General features: G+C 53.3%; 16 protein-coding genes and 1 pseudogene. 12 read left to right on the forward strand and 5 right to left on the reverse strand.

From position 1 onward, the window contains the following. Window positions 1-316 precede the first annotated feature (316 nt). Both GXP52_03895 and GXP52_03900 read right to left on the reverse strand, forming a co-directional pair. The gene (locus GXP52_03895; protein ID NOY86427.1) at window positions 317-1,219 is read right to left on the reverse strand and encodes a DMT family transporter; all 903 of its coding nucleotides are present in this window, start codon (window positions 1,217-1,219) and stop codon (window positions 317-319) included. Window positions 1,220-1,555: 336 nt separating this feature from the next. Further along, window positions 1,556-2,062: an Hsp20/alpha crystallin family protein gene (locus tag GXP52_03900; protein NOY86428.1), complete on the reverse strand. Its 507-nt coding sequence runs from the start codon at window positions 2,060-2,062 to the stop codon at window positions 1,556-1,558. A gap of 178 nt (window positions 2,063-2,240) precedes the next feature. Between GXP52_03900 and GXP52_03905 the strand changes: the two genes are divergently transcribed. The 3 genes and pseudogenes from GXP52_03905 to GXP52_03915 all read left to right on the forward strand — a co-directional run bounded on the left by GXP52_03905 (window position 2,241) and on the right by GXP52_03915 (window position 4,655). Further along, window positions 2,241-3,401: an ATP-binding protein gene (locus GXP52_03905; GenBank protein ID NOY86429.1), complete on the forward strand. Its 1,161-nt coding sequence runs from the start codon at window positions 2,241-2,243 to the stop codon at window positions 3,399-3,401. Between the two features lie 229 nt (window positions 3,402-3,630). Beyond that, window positions 3,631-3,756: pseudogene (locus GXP52_03910) on the forward strand (transposase). A gap of 182 nt (window positions 3,757-3,938) precedes the next feature. Next, window positions 3,939-4,655, forward strand: coding sequence for a hypothetical protein (locus GXP52_03915; GenBank protein NOY86430.1), 717 nt, complete (start codon window positions 3,939-3,941; stop codon window positions 4,653-4,655). Between the two features lie 133 nt (window positions 4,656-4,788). Here the strand turns inward: GXP52_03915 and GXP52_03920 are convergent, their stop codons facing one another. Beyond that, window positions 4,789-5,823, reverse strand: a complete 1,035-nt coding sequence (locus GXP52_03920; GenBank protein ID NOY86431.1) for a patatin-like phospholipase family protein — start codon at window positions 5,821-5,823, stop codon at window positions 4,789-4,791. 320 nt (window positions 5,824-6,143) lie between these two features. Here GXP52_03920 and GXP52_03925 point away from each other — a divergent pair, with 320 nt between their 5' ends. Further along, window positions 6,144-6,833: a class I SAM-dependent methyltransferase gene (locus GXP52_03925; GenBank protein NOY86432.1), complete on the forward strand. Its 690-nt coding sequence runs from the start codon at window positions 6,144-6,146 to the stop codon at window positions 6,831-6,833. A 139-nt stretch (window positions 6,834-6,972) separates the two neighbouring features. Here GXP52_03925 and GXP52_03930 read toward each other — a convergent pair whose 3' ends face one another. Further along, a complete protein-coding gene (locus GXP52_03930; protein NOY86433.1) occupies window positions 6,973-7,605 on the reverse strand; it encodes a DNA alkylation repair protein in 633 nt (210 codons plus the stop codon). Window positions 7,606-7,727: 122 nt separating this feature from the next. Next, a complete protein-coding gene (locus GXP52_03935; protein NOY86434.1) occupies window positions 7,728-9,344 on the reverse strand; it encodes a GAF domain-containing protein in 1,617 nt (538 codons plus the stop codon). A 224-nt stretch (window positions 9,345-9,568) separates the two neighbouring features. Between GXP52_03935 and GXP52_03940 the strand changes: the two genes are divergently transcribed. From GXP52_03940 to fdrA, 8 genes are all read left to right on the forward strand, one after another. Then, the gene (locus GXP52_03940; protein NOY86435.1) at window positions 9,569-10,054 is read left to right on the forward strand and encodes an MSMEG_0572 family nitrogen starvation response protein; all 486 of its coding nucleotides are present in this window, start codon (window positions 9,569-9,571) and stop codon (window positions 10,052-10,054) included. Window positions 10,055-10,192: 138 nt separating this feature from the next. Beyond that, a complete protein-coding gene (locus tag GXP52_03945) occupies window positions 10,193-11,041 on the forward strand; it encodes an amidohydrolase (GenBank protein NOY86436.1) in 849 nt (282 codons plus the stop codon). Window positions 11,042-11,111: 70 nt separating this feature from the next. Further along, window positions 11,112-12,203, forward strand: a complete 1,092-nt coding sequence (locus GXP52_03950) for an MSMEG_0568 family radical SAM protein (GenBank protein NOY86437.1) — start codon at window positions 11,112-11,114, stop codon at window positions 12,201-12,203. 105 nt (window positions 12,204-12,308) lie between these two features. Then, window positions 12,309-12,740, forward strand: coding sequence for a GNAT family N-acetyltransferase (locus GXP52_03955; GenBank protein ID NOY86438.1), 432 nt, complete (start codon window positions 12,309-12,311; stop codon window positions 12,738-12,740). Next, window positions 12,728-13,132, forward strand: coding sequence for an OsmC family peroxiredoxin (locus GXP52_03960; protein NOY86439.1), 405 nt, complete (start codon window positions 12,728-12,730; stop codon window positions 13,130-13,132). Before GXP52_03955 ends, GXP52_03960 begins: the two co-directional genes overlap by 13 nt. After that, a complete protein-coding gene (locus GXP52_03965; GenBank protein ID NOY86440.1) occupies window positions 13,129-14,532 on the forward strand; it encodes a DUF1116 domain-containing protein in 1,404 nt (467 codons plus the stop codon). The genes GXP52_03960 and GXP52_03965 overlap by 4 nt, the downstream gene beginning before the upstream one ends. After that, entirely contained in the window at window positions 14,525-15,475 is a 951-nt protein-coding gene (gene arcC / locus GXP52_03970) for a carbamate kinase (protein NOY86441.1), read from the forward strand. The genes GXP52_03965 and arcC overlap by 8 nt, the downstream gene beginning before the upstream one ends. Before the next feature lie 21 nt (window positions 15,476-15,496). Next, a complete protein-coding gene (fdrA, locus tag GXP52_03975) occupies window positions 15,497-17,005 on the forward strand; it encodes an acyl-CoA synthetase FdrA (protein ID NOY86442.1) in 1,509 nt (502 codons plus the stop codon). Window positions 17,006-17,047: the final 42 nt, after the last annotated feature.

Genomic DNA, 17,047 nt, shown 5'->3' on the forward strand with positions numbered 1-17,047 from the left:
TTAAAACTTTTCGGACTTCGCGTTTTTTCCCCACCGTACACATGCACTGGCGATAACCTGCCACGATATCACCCCCCTTCCGGAATTCACGCAAACATTACTGTGTAAAATTTGAAACTGCCTTAACGATTGCCCATTTAAAAGATGTGCTTCTTAATACCTATCTTAATTTAATTTGTCAAGTACAAAGGGTGTGATATGCGCACATACAATACCAACATGACAGGGGAATCGTTTTTCCTTCTGTTTTCCCGCTATGACAGGTGGAATGCAGGAATTGGGCTGTACGGAGATAAAGTCTTGACAGGGTTTGGTGTCAAACGAACTGTGGTCGATTTACCAGATAAATTCCCACCGCAACACATCCCAGTCCGAGCCATAGCTGCAGGGGCAGGGGATCCCCCTGCAGAATCCCTCCAAGCAGGACGCCGAACAGGGGCGCCAGAAATATAAAGGCGGCCAGACGGCTCACCGGATAGGTGTGAATCATCCAGAACCAAAGCAGGTAGCTGAAGAATGCGACGATGATGACCTGGTAAAGCAATGCTCCAATAACGGGGCCGGTGAAGATCACCGGTTTGCCGAGGTCAAGAATGAGCCAGCCCAAGACCAGGACCGGTATTGAGAAGAACAGCTGGGCGAACAGGGTCTGGTAATGGTTGATGGGACGCCTCCCGGCTACCCGTTTGATATAAAGGGTGGTTGCCGCCCAGAAAAGGGCCGCCGTTACTTCCATCAGGTCGCCGATCCAGTAATTTGGGGGAAGGTTCCCGGATCGAACTCCGAAAACCAGGACCACTCCGACGAAGGCGGTGAGCAGCCCCGAAATTTTAACCGGTGTCAGGCGGTCCCCCTCGAGGAAAAAATGGGCTCCCAGAGCCGCCCAGATGGAATGAGTATAGAGGAAGATGATGGCCCTGGAAGCGATTGTGAACGCTGTTCCCCAATAGAGAAAAAGAAAATCGAAACCGAACAGGATGCCGATAATAACGCCGTATTTAAAGTCCGGACCTTTTAACCAAACCGACTTTCCCCTCGACGCGACGAGTCCCCACAGTAAGAGAGCCGCCGCCGCGGATCGGATGGTGGCGGCAACCATGGGCGGAATACCCTGGTTGCTGAACTTGATGCTGACCATGTTTCCGCCCCAGACAAGGCATACGAGTATGAGCAGTGCTGCCCCGCCGAGTGGGATGGAACTTTTGGATCGTGATGGCATGTTTCCGTACCAGGGGACGTAGTTAAGTTGTTAAGTTGTTTGGAATTGCATGTTCAGGCGATCTCGATGGTATCCTCAGGGATAATGAGAGGTCAACGATAACTTGACGATTCCACTACGTCCTCCAAGGACCCTGCAGAGCAGTGAATGTTGCGGCAAGATCCAGGCACATCGTCCAAAGGAAAAATGGGGAGAAGCGAAGGAAAACTCTACTTTCAGGTGCCGCTGTTTTAGGGGAGATTTACCCGTTGAAGAGGAAAGAGCAATCTCGGGGAAAAGAAAAGGCCGCCCCTTTGGCGGTCTTTTCCGGCTTGCGCTCAGATTGCAACAATTCGTTTACGTGATTTCGAGCTTGGTCTCCCAGGCCTTTTCCTCATCGGTCTTGGGAAGGGTGATGTACAGGACGCCATCAACAAATTTCGCCGCTGCTTTATCGCCCTTTATCCTGGAAGGAAGGGTCAGGGTTCGGGAGAATTTACCGTATTTCCGCTCCATGAAGTACCTGTTTTCTCCCTTTTCATCCTCCTTTCTTTCGCCCCTTATGGTAAGGGCGTCGTCCTTCAGTATTACCTCCAAATTCTTCCTGTCGATTCCGGGCAAGTCGACTTTGACCTGAATGTTTTCCGCCGTATCCACGAGGTCCACGGCGGGACTTAGATAGCCGCCGCCGATTCCGGTGCCCCCCCAAAAATAATCGGCCAAGAGCCGGATCATCTCATCCTGAATGCCGCCCCTGCCGAAACCCGGCCCCCAGAGCCGGTTCATCTCATTCTGAATGCCGCCCCCGCCGAAACCTGGTTCCCAGCGCACATTCTCTTCTCTTGCGAAAGGTGAAATTGCCATTTTATTTGCCCTCTTTCCTGCTTCACCGGGATTCTTTCCCCACCCGGGTGAGGGGACAACAACCGTGGGCGCAATGCCTTCCTATAATTTAAATTTAGCTCCGGCCACGCCCTTGTCAAGTGCATGGGTACCTGAAAATTCGATTGTCAGCTACGAAATTTCAAGGTATATTTTCTTCATGGTTAAGAGGACAAAGGAAATACATTCTCTCGAAAGCCTACTGACACGCCATCCGGTTGTGGCGATCATCGGGGCCCGGCAGGTTGGGAAAACCACCCTGGCGCATGAACTTGCGAGGAAATGGAAGGGGCCATCCGAGTATTTCGACCTGGAGAATCCCGAAGATCTGGCTCGTCTGCAGGAGCCCATGTTGGCTCTGAAAGATCTCAAAGGACTTGTTGTTCTCGACGAGGTCCAGCGTCTGCCGGAGCTGTTTCAGGTCCTCAGGGTGCTTTCGGATCGTCCGGAATACCCTGCGGTATTCCTGGTCCTCGGGAGCGCGTCGCCGTCGCTGCTCAGACAGAGTTCCGAAACCCTGGCCGGTCGCATCTATTACCACGATCTTGGCGGGTTTTCAGCGGAAGAGGTCGGAAGCGGGATGATGTCCAGGTTATGGCTCCGCGGCGGCTTCCCACGTTCTTTCCTGGCGAGTTCCGACGAAGAAAGTTTTGAATGGAGGAGGGGATTCGTCCGGACTTTTCTCGAAAGGGACCTTCCTCAACTTGGCATTACGATCGCCTCGACGACAATGCAGCGTTTCTGGAATATGCTGGCCCATTATCACGGTCAAACATGGAACGCTTCCGAGTTATCCAGGTCATTCGGCGTGTCTGATAAAACGGTCATGAACTATCTCGATCTATTGACTTCCACACTGGTCGTGCGCCAGCTCAAACCATGGTTTGCCAATATTTCAAAGCGCCAGGTGAAATCCCCGAAAGTTTTTATTGCGGATTCCGGCTTGCTGCACACTCTCCTGAATCTGAGGACCCAGGCGGATCTGGAAGGACATCCCAAAGTCGGCGCGTCCTGGGAAGGTTTTGTCATGGAGGAGGTCACCCGACGCCTGGGAGCCGAACGCGAGGAAATATTTTTCTGGGCGACCCATTCAGGCGCCGAGCTGGATCTCCTGGTCGTCAGGGGGAATGATCGATCGGGCTTCGAGATCAAGCGGACATCTTCGCCCCGAATGACCCCTTCCATGAGGTCGGCATTTGATGATCTGAATCTTTCGCGGCTGTATCTTATACACGCCGGGGAGAAAAGCTTTCCCCTGGGCGAAAACGTTCACGCTGTGGCGTTTTCCCGGATTTTTCAGGATCTCGAACCGCTGCACTGATCTTTGGTGCCGCCCCTCGACACGTTCCGCTTGCTTCCCTCGGCAGGCTCGGGATCCCCCTGCGCCCATGGAATCTATCGGGGCTACGGGGGACAGGCTTCATCCCTTCGACCCTTCGATCAAACTCAGGGTGGTGAGCATGGTCGAACCACAGGCTCAGGGCAGGTGTCAATGCCAACTTAGATTTCCCCTTTTTTGCCAACTCGCAGATTCAAGTCCGAAATGCATAATTGCCTTCAGGAAGAAGATCTACCGGACTATCGAGGAACTCCAGCAAGATCTGGATGTCTGGATGTATCGCTACAACAACCGGCGGACACATCAGGGCAAACGGTGTCAGGGACGCACACCCATGGCGATGTTCAAAGAGAACCTTCCCATGGCTCAGGAGAAGATGATAAACAGGGAGGAAGTGGCCTCCGTGGCTTAAGTAAAACACCGACTCCTCAGAAGGGTCGCCGGTGTCAGATCGGGTCTTAACTACTACAATTCAATAACACGATTTTAGAATTGTTTTGAGGGGGAAGGGGGTGTGCTGTGTACATAGGTCATTTAGCTGTGGCTTTTGCGGCGAAAAGGGTTGCCCCAAAAACATCCTTGGGAACGCTTATTGCCGCGTCCCAGATGGTAGACCTCATCTGGCCGATTCTGGTGTTGACCGGGCTTGAAGTGGTTGTCATAGACCCCGGAAACACAGTTGTAACCCCCCTTTATTTCAAGAAATATCCTTACTCCCACAGCCTTGTTGCGGTGGTCGGATGGGCTTCACTGTTTGCCTTGGCCTACTGGATTTTTACACGTTACCGGCCGGGTGCGGTTATAGTATGGGTTGTTGTGATGAGCCACTGGGTCCTGGACGTGATATCTCACCGGCCCGATCTTCCGCTCTATCCCGGCGGAGAAAAACTGTTGGGTTTCGGGCTCTGGAATTCCCTTATGGCCACATTGCTCCTGGAGGGGGGGATGTTCGTTGCAGGTGTGGTGATCTATATGAAGGCAACATCGGCCCGGGACCGGACGGGGAAGTTTGCCTTATGGGCATTAATCATTTTTCTCATTATGACCTATTTCGTAAACGTCTTCGGTCCACCCCCACCACAGGGCAGTGAGCGGGTTGTGATTTTGACCAGTCTTTTGCTCTGGATACTCCTTCCATGGGGATACTGGATCGATCGGCACGGGCGGGCGAAGGCGCAAAAGGCTACACTAAATGCATATAACCCTTTGATCGTATTGGAGCAAGAAGAGGATTAAAACCGCCGACCTGCTGATTGGTTATTAGTGGGTACAGTAATATGTTTTGCTTACATTCCTGACTTCTTTTCGAATCCTGATCCCCACATAAAACCTGAACTAGCTTTCGTGGGAGAAAGGTCATTGGTATATTTCAGGTATCATCTGGCCGATTAGCCGGCGAACTCTCCGGATTGTCGTACCAGCTGAAATAGATTTCAGTTCCATCTCGGCCTGACTGCACCAGGTCTTTCTTTTTCTTGCTGCTCAGGTCGAAATCAGTTGTACGTACACCAAGGGTATCTATATAGATGGTTCGCTGCCAGTCATCGCTGTGGATGTGTTGACCATCCTGGGCGTTCATCACTGTATCCATCAGGGCGTAGAGGTAATCGAAGAAGTCATCTACCTGGTGGTGAGGTGGCTCGGCTTGATCACGAAATACGGCGATCTCCTTAGCTGTATCCAGACGAAACCCCAGGGTTTCCTGGTTGAATACGTATTGACTGATATCTTTACCTGCCTTTTTCAGTTTCTTGTTGTGGCCTTTATAGTAGGGAGGTTCGGAAGAGTGTTTGTCTATATACTTCTTCCTGTCGAATAGTTTTATAGGATAGTTGTCCAGCAAGCCGCCATCAACGTAAACATCATCCCGAGGGCTTCTTTTCGCAGCGAAGAAGAGCGGGATAGACATTGAGATGCGTATCGCGTCGGCCACACACATACGGGGTGTGTGTTTAAAAGAAAAAACTTCCGCGAAACGTGTGGAGAGATTGGTCCCCACAAAGAACATGTCCAGGAAGCCCTTTTCCTCTTTCTGTTTATTAATATCCTTGAAAGTAGCTTCAGAATTACCAACCTTCGCCTCAATGATATCACCGATCCACTTGCGAAAATAATCACCCTTGTACCAGCCAAACCTGTTAATGAGACGGTCCATATCTCTCAATACGCCCCAGGAGTCATCCATGAACTTCTTGAAATCGAGACTCTTTAGGATTTGCTCAACTTCATCAAGGGTGTAATTCAGCCCCAATAGAACAGCATTTATGGCTCCAGCCGATGTACCACCAACTCTGCTGATGTTTTTCAGGACACCTTTTTCTTCTAAAGCCTGCAGGGCTCCCACATACGCGACCCCCTTGACTCCGCCCCCTTCAAAGACCAGATTTCTGAAATGGTAACTCATCTTTTTCCTCCTCCCCCCAATAACCTCATTGCTGCCTTACTTACTCTCTGGAATAATGGCCTGCAAAGTGAACAAGGCCTATACCCTCTTGATCGAGAAACGATCCGTTCAAGATCTTCTTGTGTGTACTAGTGAGCTAAGGAGGTCAGGACGTAAATTGTATATTTTTTAATTATATCACAATCCACCGGGTCATTGCCCACATGCCCGGTTTCACTGGGTTTAAGGTAGTCGATATAGTATTATAAAGACAATTCTTTTTGAAAAACACTCGAGAAAAACGAGATAATTTAAAAACTGTAGAATAACTTGTTAGGGCTATGATTATGAGACAGGATCTAAATAAAGTAGAAAACCAATACGATTCGATAGCAAAAGAATGGGCGAAAGCATTCTCTGGTGAACACGAAAAGAAACCGAAAGACCAAGAAATACTCCACAGATTCTCGCAAGAGATCGGGGACAAAAGGCCGGTCTGGGATTTCGGCTGTGGTCCTGGTAATACCACAAAATACCTGAAAAACCTTGGTATCGAAATCTCAGGGCTGGATCTGTCGGGAAAAATACTGGAAGAGGCAAGAATAATTCACCCGGAGATACACTTCCGAAAGGGAAATATTCTTAGGCTCGAATTTGAAAACGACTCAATAGCCGGTGTTGTAGCTTTCTACGCTATAGTTCACTTTACACAAGAACAAGTAGGGATAGCATTCCGTGAAATATATCGTGTGTTGCAGCCGGGTGGAATGTTCCTTTTCACGTACCACATTGGTGAGGGGACAATTCACTTAGACGAGTTTCTCGGCAAGAAAGTCGATATAGATTTCATGTTCTTCACTACGGATTTCATTTTCAGTTGTCTAAAGGACCGTGGATTTGAAGAGATAGAGATAATCGAGAGAGAACCATATCCCGGGGTGGAGTACGAAAGCCGAAGGGCTTATGTGTTTGCGACAAAGCCAGCCGTGCGAAAATCGCGAAGTTTAAAATCAGGATCTTTTGGTTTTTAGGTCTCCTCTGCAAACCCTCTTTTAAAACCCTGTGGAGCAGCCTGCGAGGGGCTGTACTGTGGTAAATTAGCTTTTGACCTTCGGGATTGCTTCACTCAGTGGTCGGTTTGCAATGACAGCAAAATAATAAAGGTACCCATTAGCCGGATAAACCTGAATTTAAAAATTTACCTGCAAGTTTATAAGTCTGTTCAATTCCTTTATTGGAAATATTCCAAGACTCAAGCTCGGCTCTAATCAAATCCTTGTGTTTTTTGCTGATATCTCGTAGAGCATTCCCAACGGATTTCCTAACGTACTCACTTTCATCATCCTTTAACCGGCTTAATAGTCTTACAGCAATCTCAGGATTATCCTTAAAATACTCTCTACCTGTCCATATCCTTAATCCTTCGGTTACGGCTCTTCTAACGTTGGGATTTCTATCTTTTAACCATTCTTCTATTATGGGCAAAGCATTTTTATAGCCAATATCTGAGCAGTACTTATCAAATGATTTTGCCAGAATTTCCTGCACCCGCCAATTCTTATCTCTGCTCACATTTTTCTTTAAAAAACTTAAAGACTCTTTTGATCTTGATGCAATTAACCCGAAAATAAAGGTCGCCAGCATTCTCGCTTGATAAGCACTGGAAGAAAATAGTTTATTTGAAAGGTCTATACAGTTCTTAATGGGATTATTTGCTGCAATTTTTTCGGCCTCTTTTTGTATGTCTTTAAATCCGTGCTCTGTTTTTTGCACTCTTCGAGTTAATTCCTCTATTGATTTCATCTTATTTTGTTTATGCCTCGGTTTTCTTTGAATGTTATCAAAATTACTCCTTAACTGATGATAAACTTTCCAGCTATCAGAGGTTTCGAAGGGCCTTGTTCATCCTGTGCCGGTAAAAGGGATCAGGTGGGTTTTTCCAGCCCCATTTTCTTGATGCGGCTGATCAGTGTAGTCGGTTTTATCCCCAGGAGTTTCGCGGCTCCGTCCTCTCCGTACACTTTCCAGCTTGTCCGGACCAGCGCCGCGATGGTGTTTTCCCTCTGCCTCCTCACAATCTCCTCTTCGGGTACGACCTCGATCTGTCTTTTGTCAGACGTATTGGCTGTGTAAGTGGGAGGTGACGAGTGCCCGGGCAAGCCCCAGAGTTCGAAACCGTTCACCCCGGATCGTGCCTGGATCATCGCCCTTTCCAGGATGTTTTGGAGCTCCCTGATGTTGCCGGGCCAGTGGTAATCGAGGAGCTGCTTGAGATGTTTCTGGGTCAGGGTCGGAATTGGGGTGTTCATCTTCCTGGAGATCAGTCGAAGGAAATAATCGGTGAGAAGGGGGATGTCTTCCTTCCGCTCTCTCAGCGGGGCCACCTCCAGGGGAAAAACGTTCAGACGGTAATAAAGGTCCTTTCGGAACTGGCCGCTTTCGACCCCTTTTTCCAGGGACCTGTTGGTCGCGGAGATGAACCGAATGTCCACCTTCTGGGTCTTCTCCTCACCGACCCTTTCGAACTCCCCTTCCTGAAGGATCCGGAGGAGCTTGCTCTGATGTTCCATGGGCGTTTCGCCGACCTCGTCCAGGAACATGGTGCCGCCGTCGGCGGCCTTGAGACGTCCCAAGCGGTTCCTCACAGCTCCCGTGAAGGCGCCTTTAACGTGGCCCAGGAACTCGCTGTTCCACAGCTCTTTGGGAACCGCAGCGCAGTTTACCTTGATCAGGGGTTTGTCCCGTCGATTGCTCTTCCGTTGAAGTTCCCTTGCGATCAACTCTTTGCCTGTCCCGGTCTCTCCCAGGACGAGAACGCTGGCGTTGGTCGGAGCCACGAGTTCGATCTGCTGGAGGACCTTCTGGTGGGCGGGACTCTGACCGATGAGCTCGCCGTAGGACTGGGCGGTATAGAACTCTTCCTTCAGGTAGATATTCTCGACCTCCAGCTGGCTTTTGAGCTGGTTTATCTTCTGAAAGGCGCGCGCGTTGCATATGGCGATTGCGGCGTGATCGGCCAGCATCCGAATCATCGGCAGAGTCCCCTCTCTGATATTCTTGCGGGAGAAAATGGCCAGGACCCCGAGGGTTTTTCCCCGGTATATGAGGGGTTGCCCGGCGAAGCTTTTGATCCGCTCCCGTTGAACCCAGTCAGGTTCAACGAAGGAGTTTTTTTGCTCCAGTGTGTTCATTATCTCCAGGGGTTTGCCGGAGCTGGCGATGCGACCGACCTTGCGGCCGCCTATGGGGAAACGTCGGAACTTCCCGTCGGTGCGTGCCCAATCCTCCTCCGAGTTTATCGAATGTCCCGCACTGGCCATGAGGTGAAGGCATCTGGACCTGTCGCTGCACTCGTCGACCATGACGCAGGTAGAGCAGATGTCTCCCGGCCGTGCAAGCCAGAGACGGGCCAGAGCGACCTTCTCGAAGTCGGCGAGCCGCTGGACGATGAGGCTCAGGAGGTCGTCAAGGGACAGCTGCTGGGCCATTTCCAGCAGAAGCTTCTGTATGGCGACGTGGTTCTCGTCAGTAACGTTCGGCATGGTCAAAGGTTAGAGCGAAATATTGCTGTTTGTCAAACGATATTACGTTTTACACGAAAAATCGTTACCAAGTGTAGCGCTTGTGAAATGAATATGTCTTAATTAACAATAGGTTAGAGCTTGCAATAAAGGTGGCATATCCCTTGCAAATTGTTTTATTGCATACTAACCGAGTTTCACCTGGCGAAGGATCCGGTGGGACGCAGACCAAAAGGGGAAAGAACATGGCAAAGGTTAATATTCAGAAACCGAAGGCAGGAGATTCCATTGTCAGCATGAACCAAAAACTGTTCGAGGATTACCAGGCCAGGCCGGGCGACAAGGCGTTGATCGCCATGCACACCGTGCCTTATGAGGGTTCGGTGGGGCTGATAAACATGCTTACCTGCACCAGGCTCGTGCGCAAGGGGTTTGATACGACCTTGATGCTCTACGGCCCCGGCGTCCTGATGGCTGCTTCCTCACGCGGCTATCCCAACGTGGGCGATGAGGCTTTCCCTGGGCACCTTGCCTTCAATAAGCAGATCCAGGTGATCATGGACGAGGGCGGAAAGGTCCTGGCCTGCCGCTTCGCACTGGCGGCCCTTTACGGCCATCGGGAAGAGGATGTGATGGACGGCGTGACCTTGATCGATCCTCTGGACGTTCTGGATTGCACCATCGAGCATCAAAGGGCCGGGGCCCTGATGCTGGCTACCTGGACGGTGTAACCCCTGCCGCAGCATTGTGAACCCGTGAACGTCGGTCAATATTGGTGACTTTATAAAAAGCCATGAATGGACTTTTTACGATCCTATATTGTCCGAACAAAAGAAGGAGGGGTGACCATGGGACGTTTCAAGAAGGGAATGAAGGTCGGGCGCAAGGTTTTCGACGCCCATTGCCACATAGGGGGGATGGACAAGTTCCCCTATTACGGTCTTCCGGAACCGGTAAGTCCTACCGTGTTCGAGGATCCTGACCGGGCCTCCAAAATAAAGCTTATGGATGAGCTCGGAGTGGACAGGGCCGTCGTCATGTCCAATTACGGGATCCCGGACCCGAACCAGCCCTTCGGGTTGAACCATGTGGTTCTGGAAGCCAGCAGCCATGATGACAAGAGGATCGTGGGAGGGATCTGGTTCTCTCCCATGGGCAAGATGAAAGTCGCGACCCTCGAAGCCCTCAAAGGAGCCGGTTCTCCGGGTATACAGGTTCTCAAGTCAACCTGTCTTCTGGGCGGCACCTGGGATTCGGAAGAGTGGGATGACGACACGAAGGAGAGTTGGGACGCCGTTCTGGCGACGGCCAGGGAGCACGACTACGTTCTGCACCTTCACACCAGCCCGGGCGGAGGTTCCGATGTAAGTAACTGCATCAAGTTCGTCAGGAAGTACGGCAAGGAAGTGAAGGTGCACGTGGTCCACGCCGGTGGTGGCGTGTCGGGCCATATCAAGTTCATCCCGGAGTTCTTCAACCTCATCCGCGAGGGGTATCAGGTTTACACGGACACCTCGTGGGCGGTGGGGTTCGGTCCGCGCTGGCTGTTCGACGAGATCGAGAAGCAGGGCATCGGCCACGACCGCGTTCTCTTCAGCTCTGACGAGCCCTGGAGCGATTTCTGGAGCGAGTACTATAAGATCGAGGGGCTTGAGATGTCCGAGGAGCTCAAGAACAATGTGTTCTGGAACAACGCCGAGAGGCTGTACGGCGGGTAGCTCTCTCGAAGACCGCTTGAGAGTGATTTTAACTGACAGCAAAAATCATATTCAGGAGACCGTCAGGGTGATGCAGGATAATTTCAGGGACCTTGTGGAGTTGCAAAGATGCGGCGTTCGGACCTGTAAAGACGGGATGTCCCGTCAGGGCGGTGCCGGACCGACCGACGATAGGGCCCTGGTCTTTTCCAACGGCGTTACCCTGATGGTCCCCACCTTAAGCGAGAGCGCCGGGAACTCCGAGTATGTCCTGGAGGGTGTGGATGATCACCCTGTGCTTAAAAGAAACGGCAAGGTGGTCGACAAGGTTCGGATGGTCAGGAATCCGAAGTTTTACAGATACAAGACGGACGAGGGGATCTCCTACAAGAAGATAGCCCGTCTCCACGGGTCCGAATGTCTCGCATCCACTGTTGTGCAGGAGTGCATCCGATACAATGATGTCTCCACGAGATGCCGTTTCTGCGCCATCGGCGTGTCTCTTGAACGGGGCGCAACGATTCACACCAAACGGCCGGAGCAGCTGGCGGAGGTTGCCTTGGCGGCCAGGAAGCTCGACGGTGTTACTCACGTGACGTTGACCACAGGAACAACGGACCTGATGAACAAGGGGGCTGAGCACCTGGCGCGGTGCGCCTATTCCATCAAGCGCGAAGCGGGTCTACCGGTCCAGGCCCAGTGCGAACCCCCCGATGATGCAAACATCTTTTCCCACATGAAAAATATGGGCGTCGATGACCTGGGCATACACATTGAGAGCTTTGATCCGGAGGTGCGCCGTAAGTATACGCCGGGGAAAGCGTCCATCAGCATTGACGCCTATTTTGATTCCTTTGAAAAAGCGGTGATCGTATTCGGGAAAAACAAGGTCAGCACGTTTGTCATTCTCGGCCTGGGAGAGGACGAAGGGCTGACGCTCTCCCGATGCAGGGAGATCATCAGGATGGGGGTCTACCCCTATCTGGTCCCGTTACGGCCGGTTTTGAACACTTTCCTGGTCAGGGCTGAGCCTCCCGATGGTGAGTATCTCTCTCGGATGTACAAGACTGTGGGAGCAATGCTCCGGGAAAACGGGATGAGCGCCGAAAACAGCAGCGCCGGTTGCGTTAAATGCAAAGCGTGCTCGGTGCTTCAACTGACGGAAACCCGGAAGCATGCCTGAAGGCTCCAGGAGCGTAGTCTCATGTCCGAAATAACAACGATCAGGAACGTGGGAAGTTCGGAAACCACCGTACCTTACGACCTGTCACCGGAGATCGAGGTAAGGATCGCAATCGAACCCGATGAAGTCGAGGCACACTTCGAGCTCCGGCACCAGGTGTTCGTCCAGGAGCAGGGGATCTTCCCGGAAACGGACCGGGACGAGCACGACGAAAACGGCATCCTCCTCATCGCCTGCCGCCGCGGCCGGGTTGTAGGGGCGGTGAGATGCTATCCCGTGACCATGAGCGTGTGGTACGGGGGCCGTCTTGCCGTGCACCCGGATTACAGGAAGTACGATATCGGCGTACGTCTCGTTCGGAAGGCCGTCGAAACCGTTATGAACGATCCTGGCGTCAAGCATTTTCTGGCCACGGTTCAGATACAGAACGTCCGGTTTTTCAAGAGACTGGGGTGGATCAGCATCGATCAGCCGTTTCTGATGAAAGGCAGGCGGCACCAGTTGATGGAGAAACCGCTGAATCGGTGTTCGCAGTGAAGATCGAAGCGAGGTTCCTGGAAGGCTACAAGTTCGAGATGGTTTCAGAGCGGCTCTCCATCACCTCGGATCAGGTGCCCATGTACGGCGGCGAAGGTGCCGGACCGATGCCCAGTGAGCTGTTCCTGTGGTCCATCGCCTCCTGCCTGGGACAGTCCGTTGCGCACGTCATGGGAAAGGTCCGGGAGCGCATCGCCGATCTGATACTGACGGTGGAGGGGGAAAAGCACCCCACCGAGTTCAGGTACAAGAAGATAATTATCAACGTCGCGGCAGATTGTCCCGAGGACAGACTCACCGAGATCGTAGGAATAGCCAGGAAGGGTTGCTTCATATCGAACTCCCTGGCTGATGACATTGAGCTTGAGGTAACCGTGGATGGAGCAAGATGATCGACCTTGACCGTGACATCAGTGTCCTGAACATCGGTCTGGAAGGGTTTTACACAGAGCTCAGATCCCTGGGAGTCCCTGTCGTGCATGTGGACTGGCGGCCCCCTGCTGGAGGGGACAAGCGTCTCGGCAAGGCACTGGCCGCTCTGAGGGGGGCAAAATACGACAGGGCCAACGCCAACACTGTGGCGAGGATGGTCAAGAGCAGTCCCCGTTGGATCGACGTTGATACCGCACTGAACGTGATCCCGGGTATGAAGCCTAACCACATACTTCATTCCGGCCCCCCCATCGATTTCGAGGATATGTGCGATCCGCAGCAGCGGGCAGTGGAAGGGGCCGCGGTATTCGAGGAGTGGGTGAAAAACAGGTCGGAACTCAGAAGGAAGCTTCGAAACTCCGAGATCATCCTTGCGCCGAACTATTCAACCGGAAGCATCGGTCCCATGTGCGGCGTCATCACCCCCTCGATGAGCGTCATAGTCACCAGAAACACGACCTATCGGAACAGGTCCTGGTCCACCTTCAACGAGGGGAAGGGGAACGTCTTGTGGATGGGCACCTACGATGAGGGGACCATACGGCGGCTCAAGTGGATAAAGGAAGTCATGGGGCCCGGGTTGAAACAGGCCCTGAAGAGGTCCGAAGGCGGTATAGACCTGTTCGGGATCCTCTCGGAAGCCATCCAAATGGGAGATGAGGCACATGCCAGAAGCGCTGCTGCCACATTGCTGCTGCTCCGGCATCTTTTCCCGCTTCTTCTTCAGACCGACCTGAACAGGAAAGAGATCCAGGAGATTGTCGCGTTCATCGGCGGCAACAACCACTTTTTCCTGAACCTCACCCTGACCGCATGCAAAGTCACCGCCGACGCGGCCCACGGTGTGAAAAACTCCACCGTCGTCACCGGCATGAGCAGGAACGGGGTCGAATTCGCCCTCAGGGTGGGTGGGGCCGGTGACAGGTGGTTCATTTCCGATACCGCCCCCATGGACGAGGCGATCTACTACACGGGGTATTCCCCGGAGGACGCCGCGGGGGATATCGGGGACAGCGCCATCGTCGAAACCGTGGGGCTCGGTGGCATGGTTATCGGGGCCGCCCCAACCATAAGCTCCTTCGTGGGGGGATCCATGGCCGATTCCGTCCAGGCCATGAAGACCATGAAAAGCATCTGTGCGGGCACCAACCCCAAATTCGCTCTTGCTGCAGTGGATTTCATACCCGCTCCCCTCGGCATCGACATCCGGAAGGTGGTGAAAACCGGTGTCACACCAATCATCAACACGGGTGTAATCCACAGATCCTTGGATGTGGGGCAGATTGGAGCAGGGATCGCCCGGGCTCCCATGGAACCTTTCGTTCAGGCCCTGAAGTATATGGAGGAAAACGATGACTAAGCCAGTAGCGGTTGTGGCTTTCGGTGGCAACGCGATCCTCAGTTCCAACGAGGACATGTCCTTTGAAACTCAGCTGAACAATGCCAAGGAAACGTGCAGGCAGATGCTGGGCATTTTGCGGAAACGCTATGAGATGGTCATCGTACACGGCAATGGGCCGCAGGTGGGAAACCTCCTCATACAGTTCGAGAGCGCGCGTGACATTATTCCCATCCCCCCCCTCGACGCGGCAGTGGCCTCTTCCCAGGGACTCCTGGGACACATGCTGCTTATAAGCATGCGTACGATGCTCGAGGAAGAATGCCTCCAGAAAGAGGTGACAGCGATCCTGACCCAGGTTGTGGTGGACGAGGAGGATCCGGCTTACCTGGAGCCCACCAAGCCGATAGGACCCTTTTACAGCAGGGAACGGGCCGAGGTACTCAAGAAGGAGAAGGGGTGGCACATGGTGGAGGACAGCAACCGCGGATACCGCCGTGTGGTCTTCTCACCCCGTCCCCGGAAGATCATGGCCCTGAACGTGATCAGGCGGCTGATCGAGAGCGGGACCGTGGTCATTGCCTGCGGTGGAGGAGGGATCCCGGTCAATCACAAGACGGACAAGGTTATCGGGACGGAGGGCGTCATCGACAAGGATTTTACAGCCGCACTTCTCGCCTACAACCTCAACGCGGAACTTTTCCTGATCCTGACGGCAGTCAACAAGGTCTGCGTGAATTACGGCAAGCCGGACCAATACGAAGTGGACGTCATGAGCGTTGCCGAGGCAAAAGCGTGGTTGAAGGAAGGCCATTTTCCACCGGGCAGCATGGGCCCGAAGATCGAAGCTGCCATTGAGTTCGTCGAAAGGGGCGGAAAGGAAGCCATCATCACGGGAGAGAAAAACCTCCTGGCAGCCTTAAACCACGGGGTTTGCACCCGGATCATCGGCGAATACCCGTAACCGGATTATCAGGACCTGACCATGACGATGCAGGCGATTGTAAGGAAAAATCAGTACCACGACTCCGTTCGGCTTATGACCATTTCCAGGCAGGCCGGTTCCCTTGAAGGGGTTAACAAGATTCTGGCGCTGATGGGTACGGAGGGGAACAAGAAGGTCCTGAAGGACCTTGGGCTATACAACGAGATGGTGGATTCCGCCACCCCCAACGATCTTGTCGTCTGCGTTGACGCGGATACCGGGGATGGTTTCAACAGCGCCCTGAAAAAGGTGGACGATCTTCTGAAATCGCGCACGCACGGTGGTCCGTCCGAGGACAGAGCCGCCCGGTCCCTGGAAGAGGCTGTGGAACAGATGCCGGACGCCAACTTCGCCCTCATCTCGGTCCCGGGTGAATTCGCCGCCCTCGAAGTGATGGGAGCACTGGAGAAGGACATTAACGTCATGCTTTTTTCCGACAACGTCTCCATCGAGGACGAGGTTTTTCTGAAGGACCTGGCCATGAGGAAGGGGCTGCTGATGATGGGGCCCGACTGTGGAACGGCCGTGATCAACGGCATCCCTTTCGCCTTCGCCAACATGGTTAGGCGGGGGGATGTGGGTATCGTCGGCGCCTCGGGAACCGGAATACAGGAGGTCTCCTGTCTCATCCACAGACTGGGAGGAGGCATCTCTCATGCCATCGGGGTGGGAGGGCGAGACCTGAGTCTGGAGGTGGGCGGGCGGATGATGGTGACGGCCATCAGGAAGCTTGCCGGTGACCCCTCTACCAAATCCTTGGTCCTGATCTCCAAATCCGGCGCGCCGGATTCGACCAGACGTGTGCTCACAGAGGCGAAAAAGAGCGGGTTGCCCACAGTAATCTGCCTCCTCGGGAAAGGAAATCTGCCCGGGGACGGTGGAGGGTTGACCTTCGTCAACACCCTGGAGGACGCGGCTTACAGGACCGCCGGCAAGGATAAGCCCGAATATGGCGCCGACGAGGACCTGACCGGAGAGATCGGCCGGCTGTCCGAAGAGAGGAAATACCTGCGGGGGCTCTACTCAGGAGGCACCCTTTGCTACGAAGCCCTCCTCATCTTCAAGGAGGCGATGAAGGTCCATTCCAATATCGGGACCGGCAGGAAGTATACCGCGAACGGTCCGCGCAACTTCCATTACTGCCTCGATCTGGGTGATGATGAGTTTACCCGGAGCCGCCCTCATCCCATGATCGACTCGACGCTGCGCCGGGAATTTTTCATCCAGGCATACTCGGATCCGAAGACCAGGGTCGTCCTTCTGGACGTGGTGCTGGGGTACGGGGCGAGCGCGGACCCTGCCGGGGACATGGTGGCCGCCCTGGGAAAAGCTCGGGCTCACGCCTTCGGCGAAGGGCCGGTCGTCATGGCGCACGTCTGTGGTACCGACGAGGACCCGCAGTCCATGAAAGATCAGGAAAGCAAATTGAGGGAGGCCGGTGTTTTCCTCTTTTCCACCAACGCCGAGGCGGCTCGTGCCGCTATGGCTGCTATCATTTCGTTATCATGAGTCCGGAAAGCGCCGCCCCTGCCGGAAGGGACAGCGATGTTC

Source organism: Deltaproteobacteria bacterium (assembly GCA_013151915.1).
Lineage (GTDB): Bacteria > BMS3Abin14 > BMS3Abin14 > BMS3Abin14 > BMS3Abin14 > BMS3ABIN14.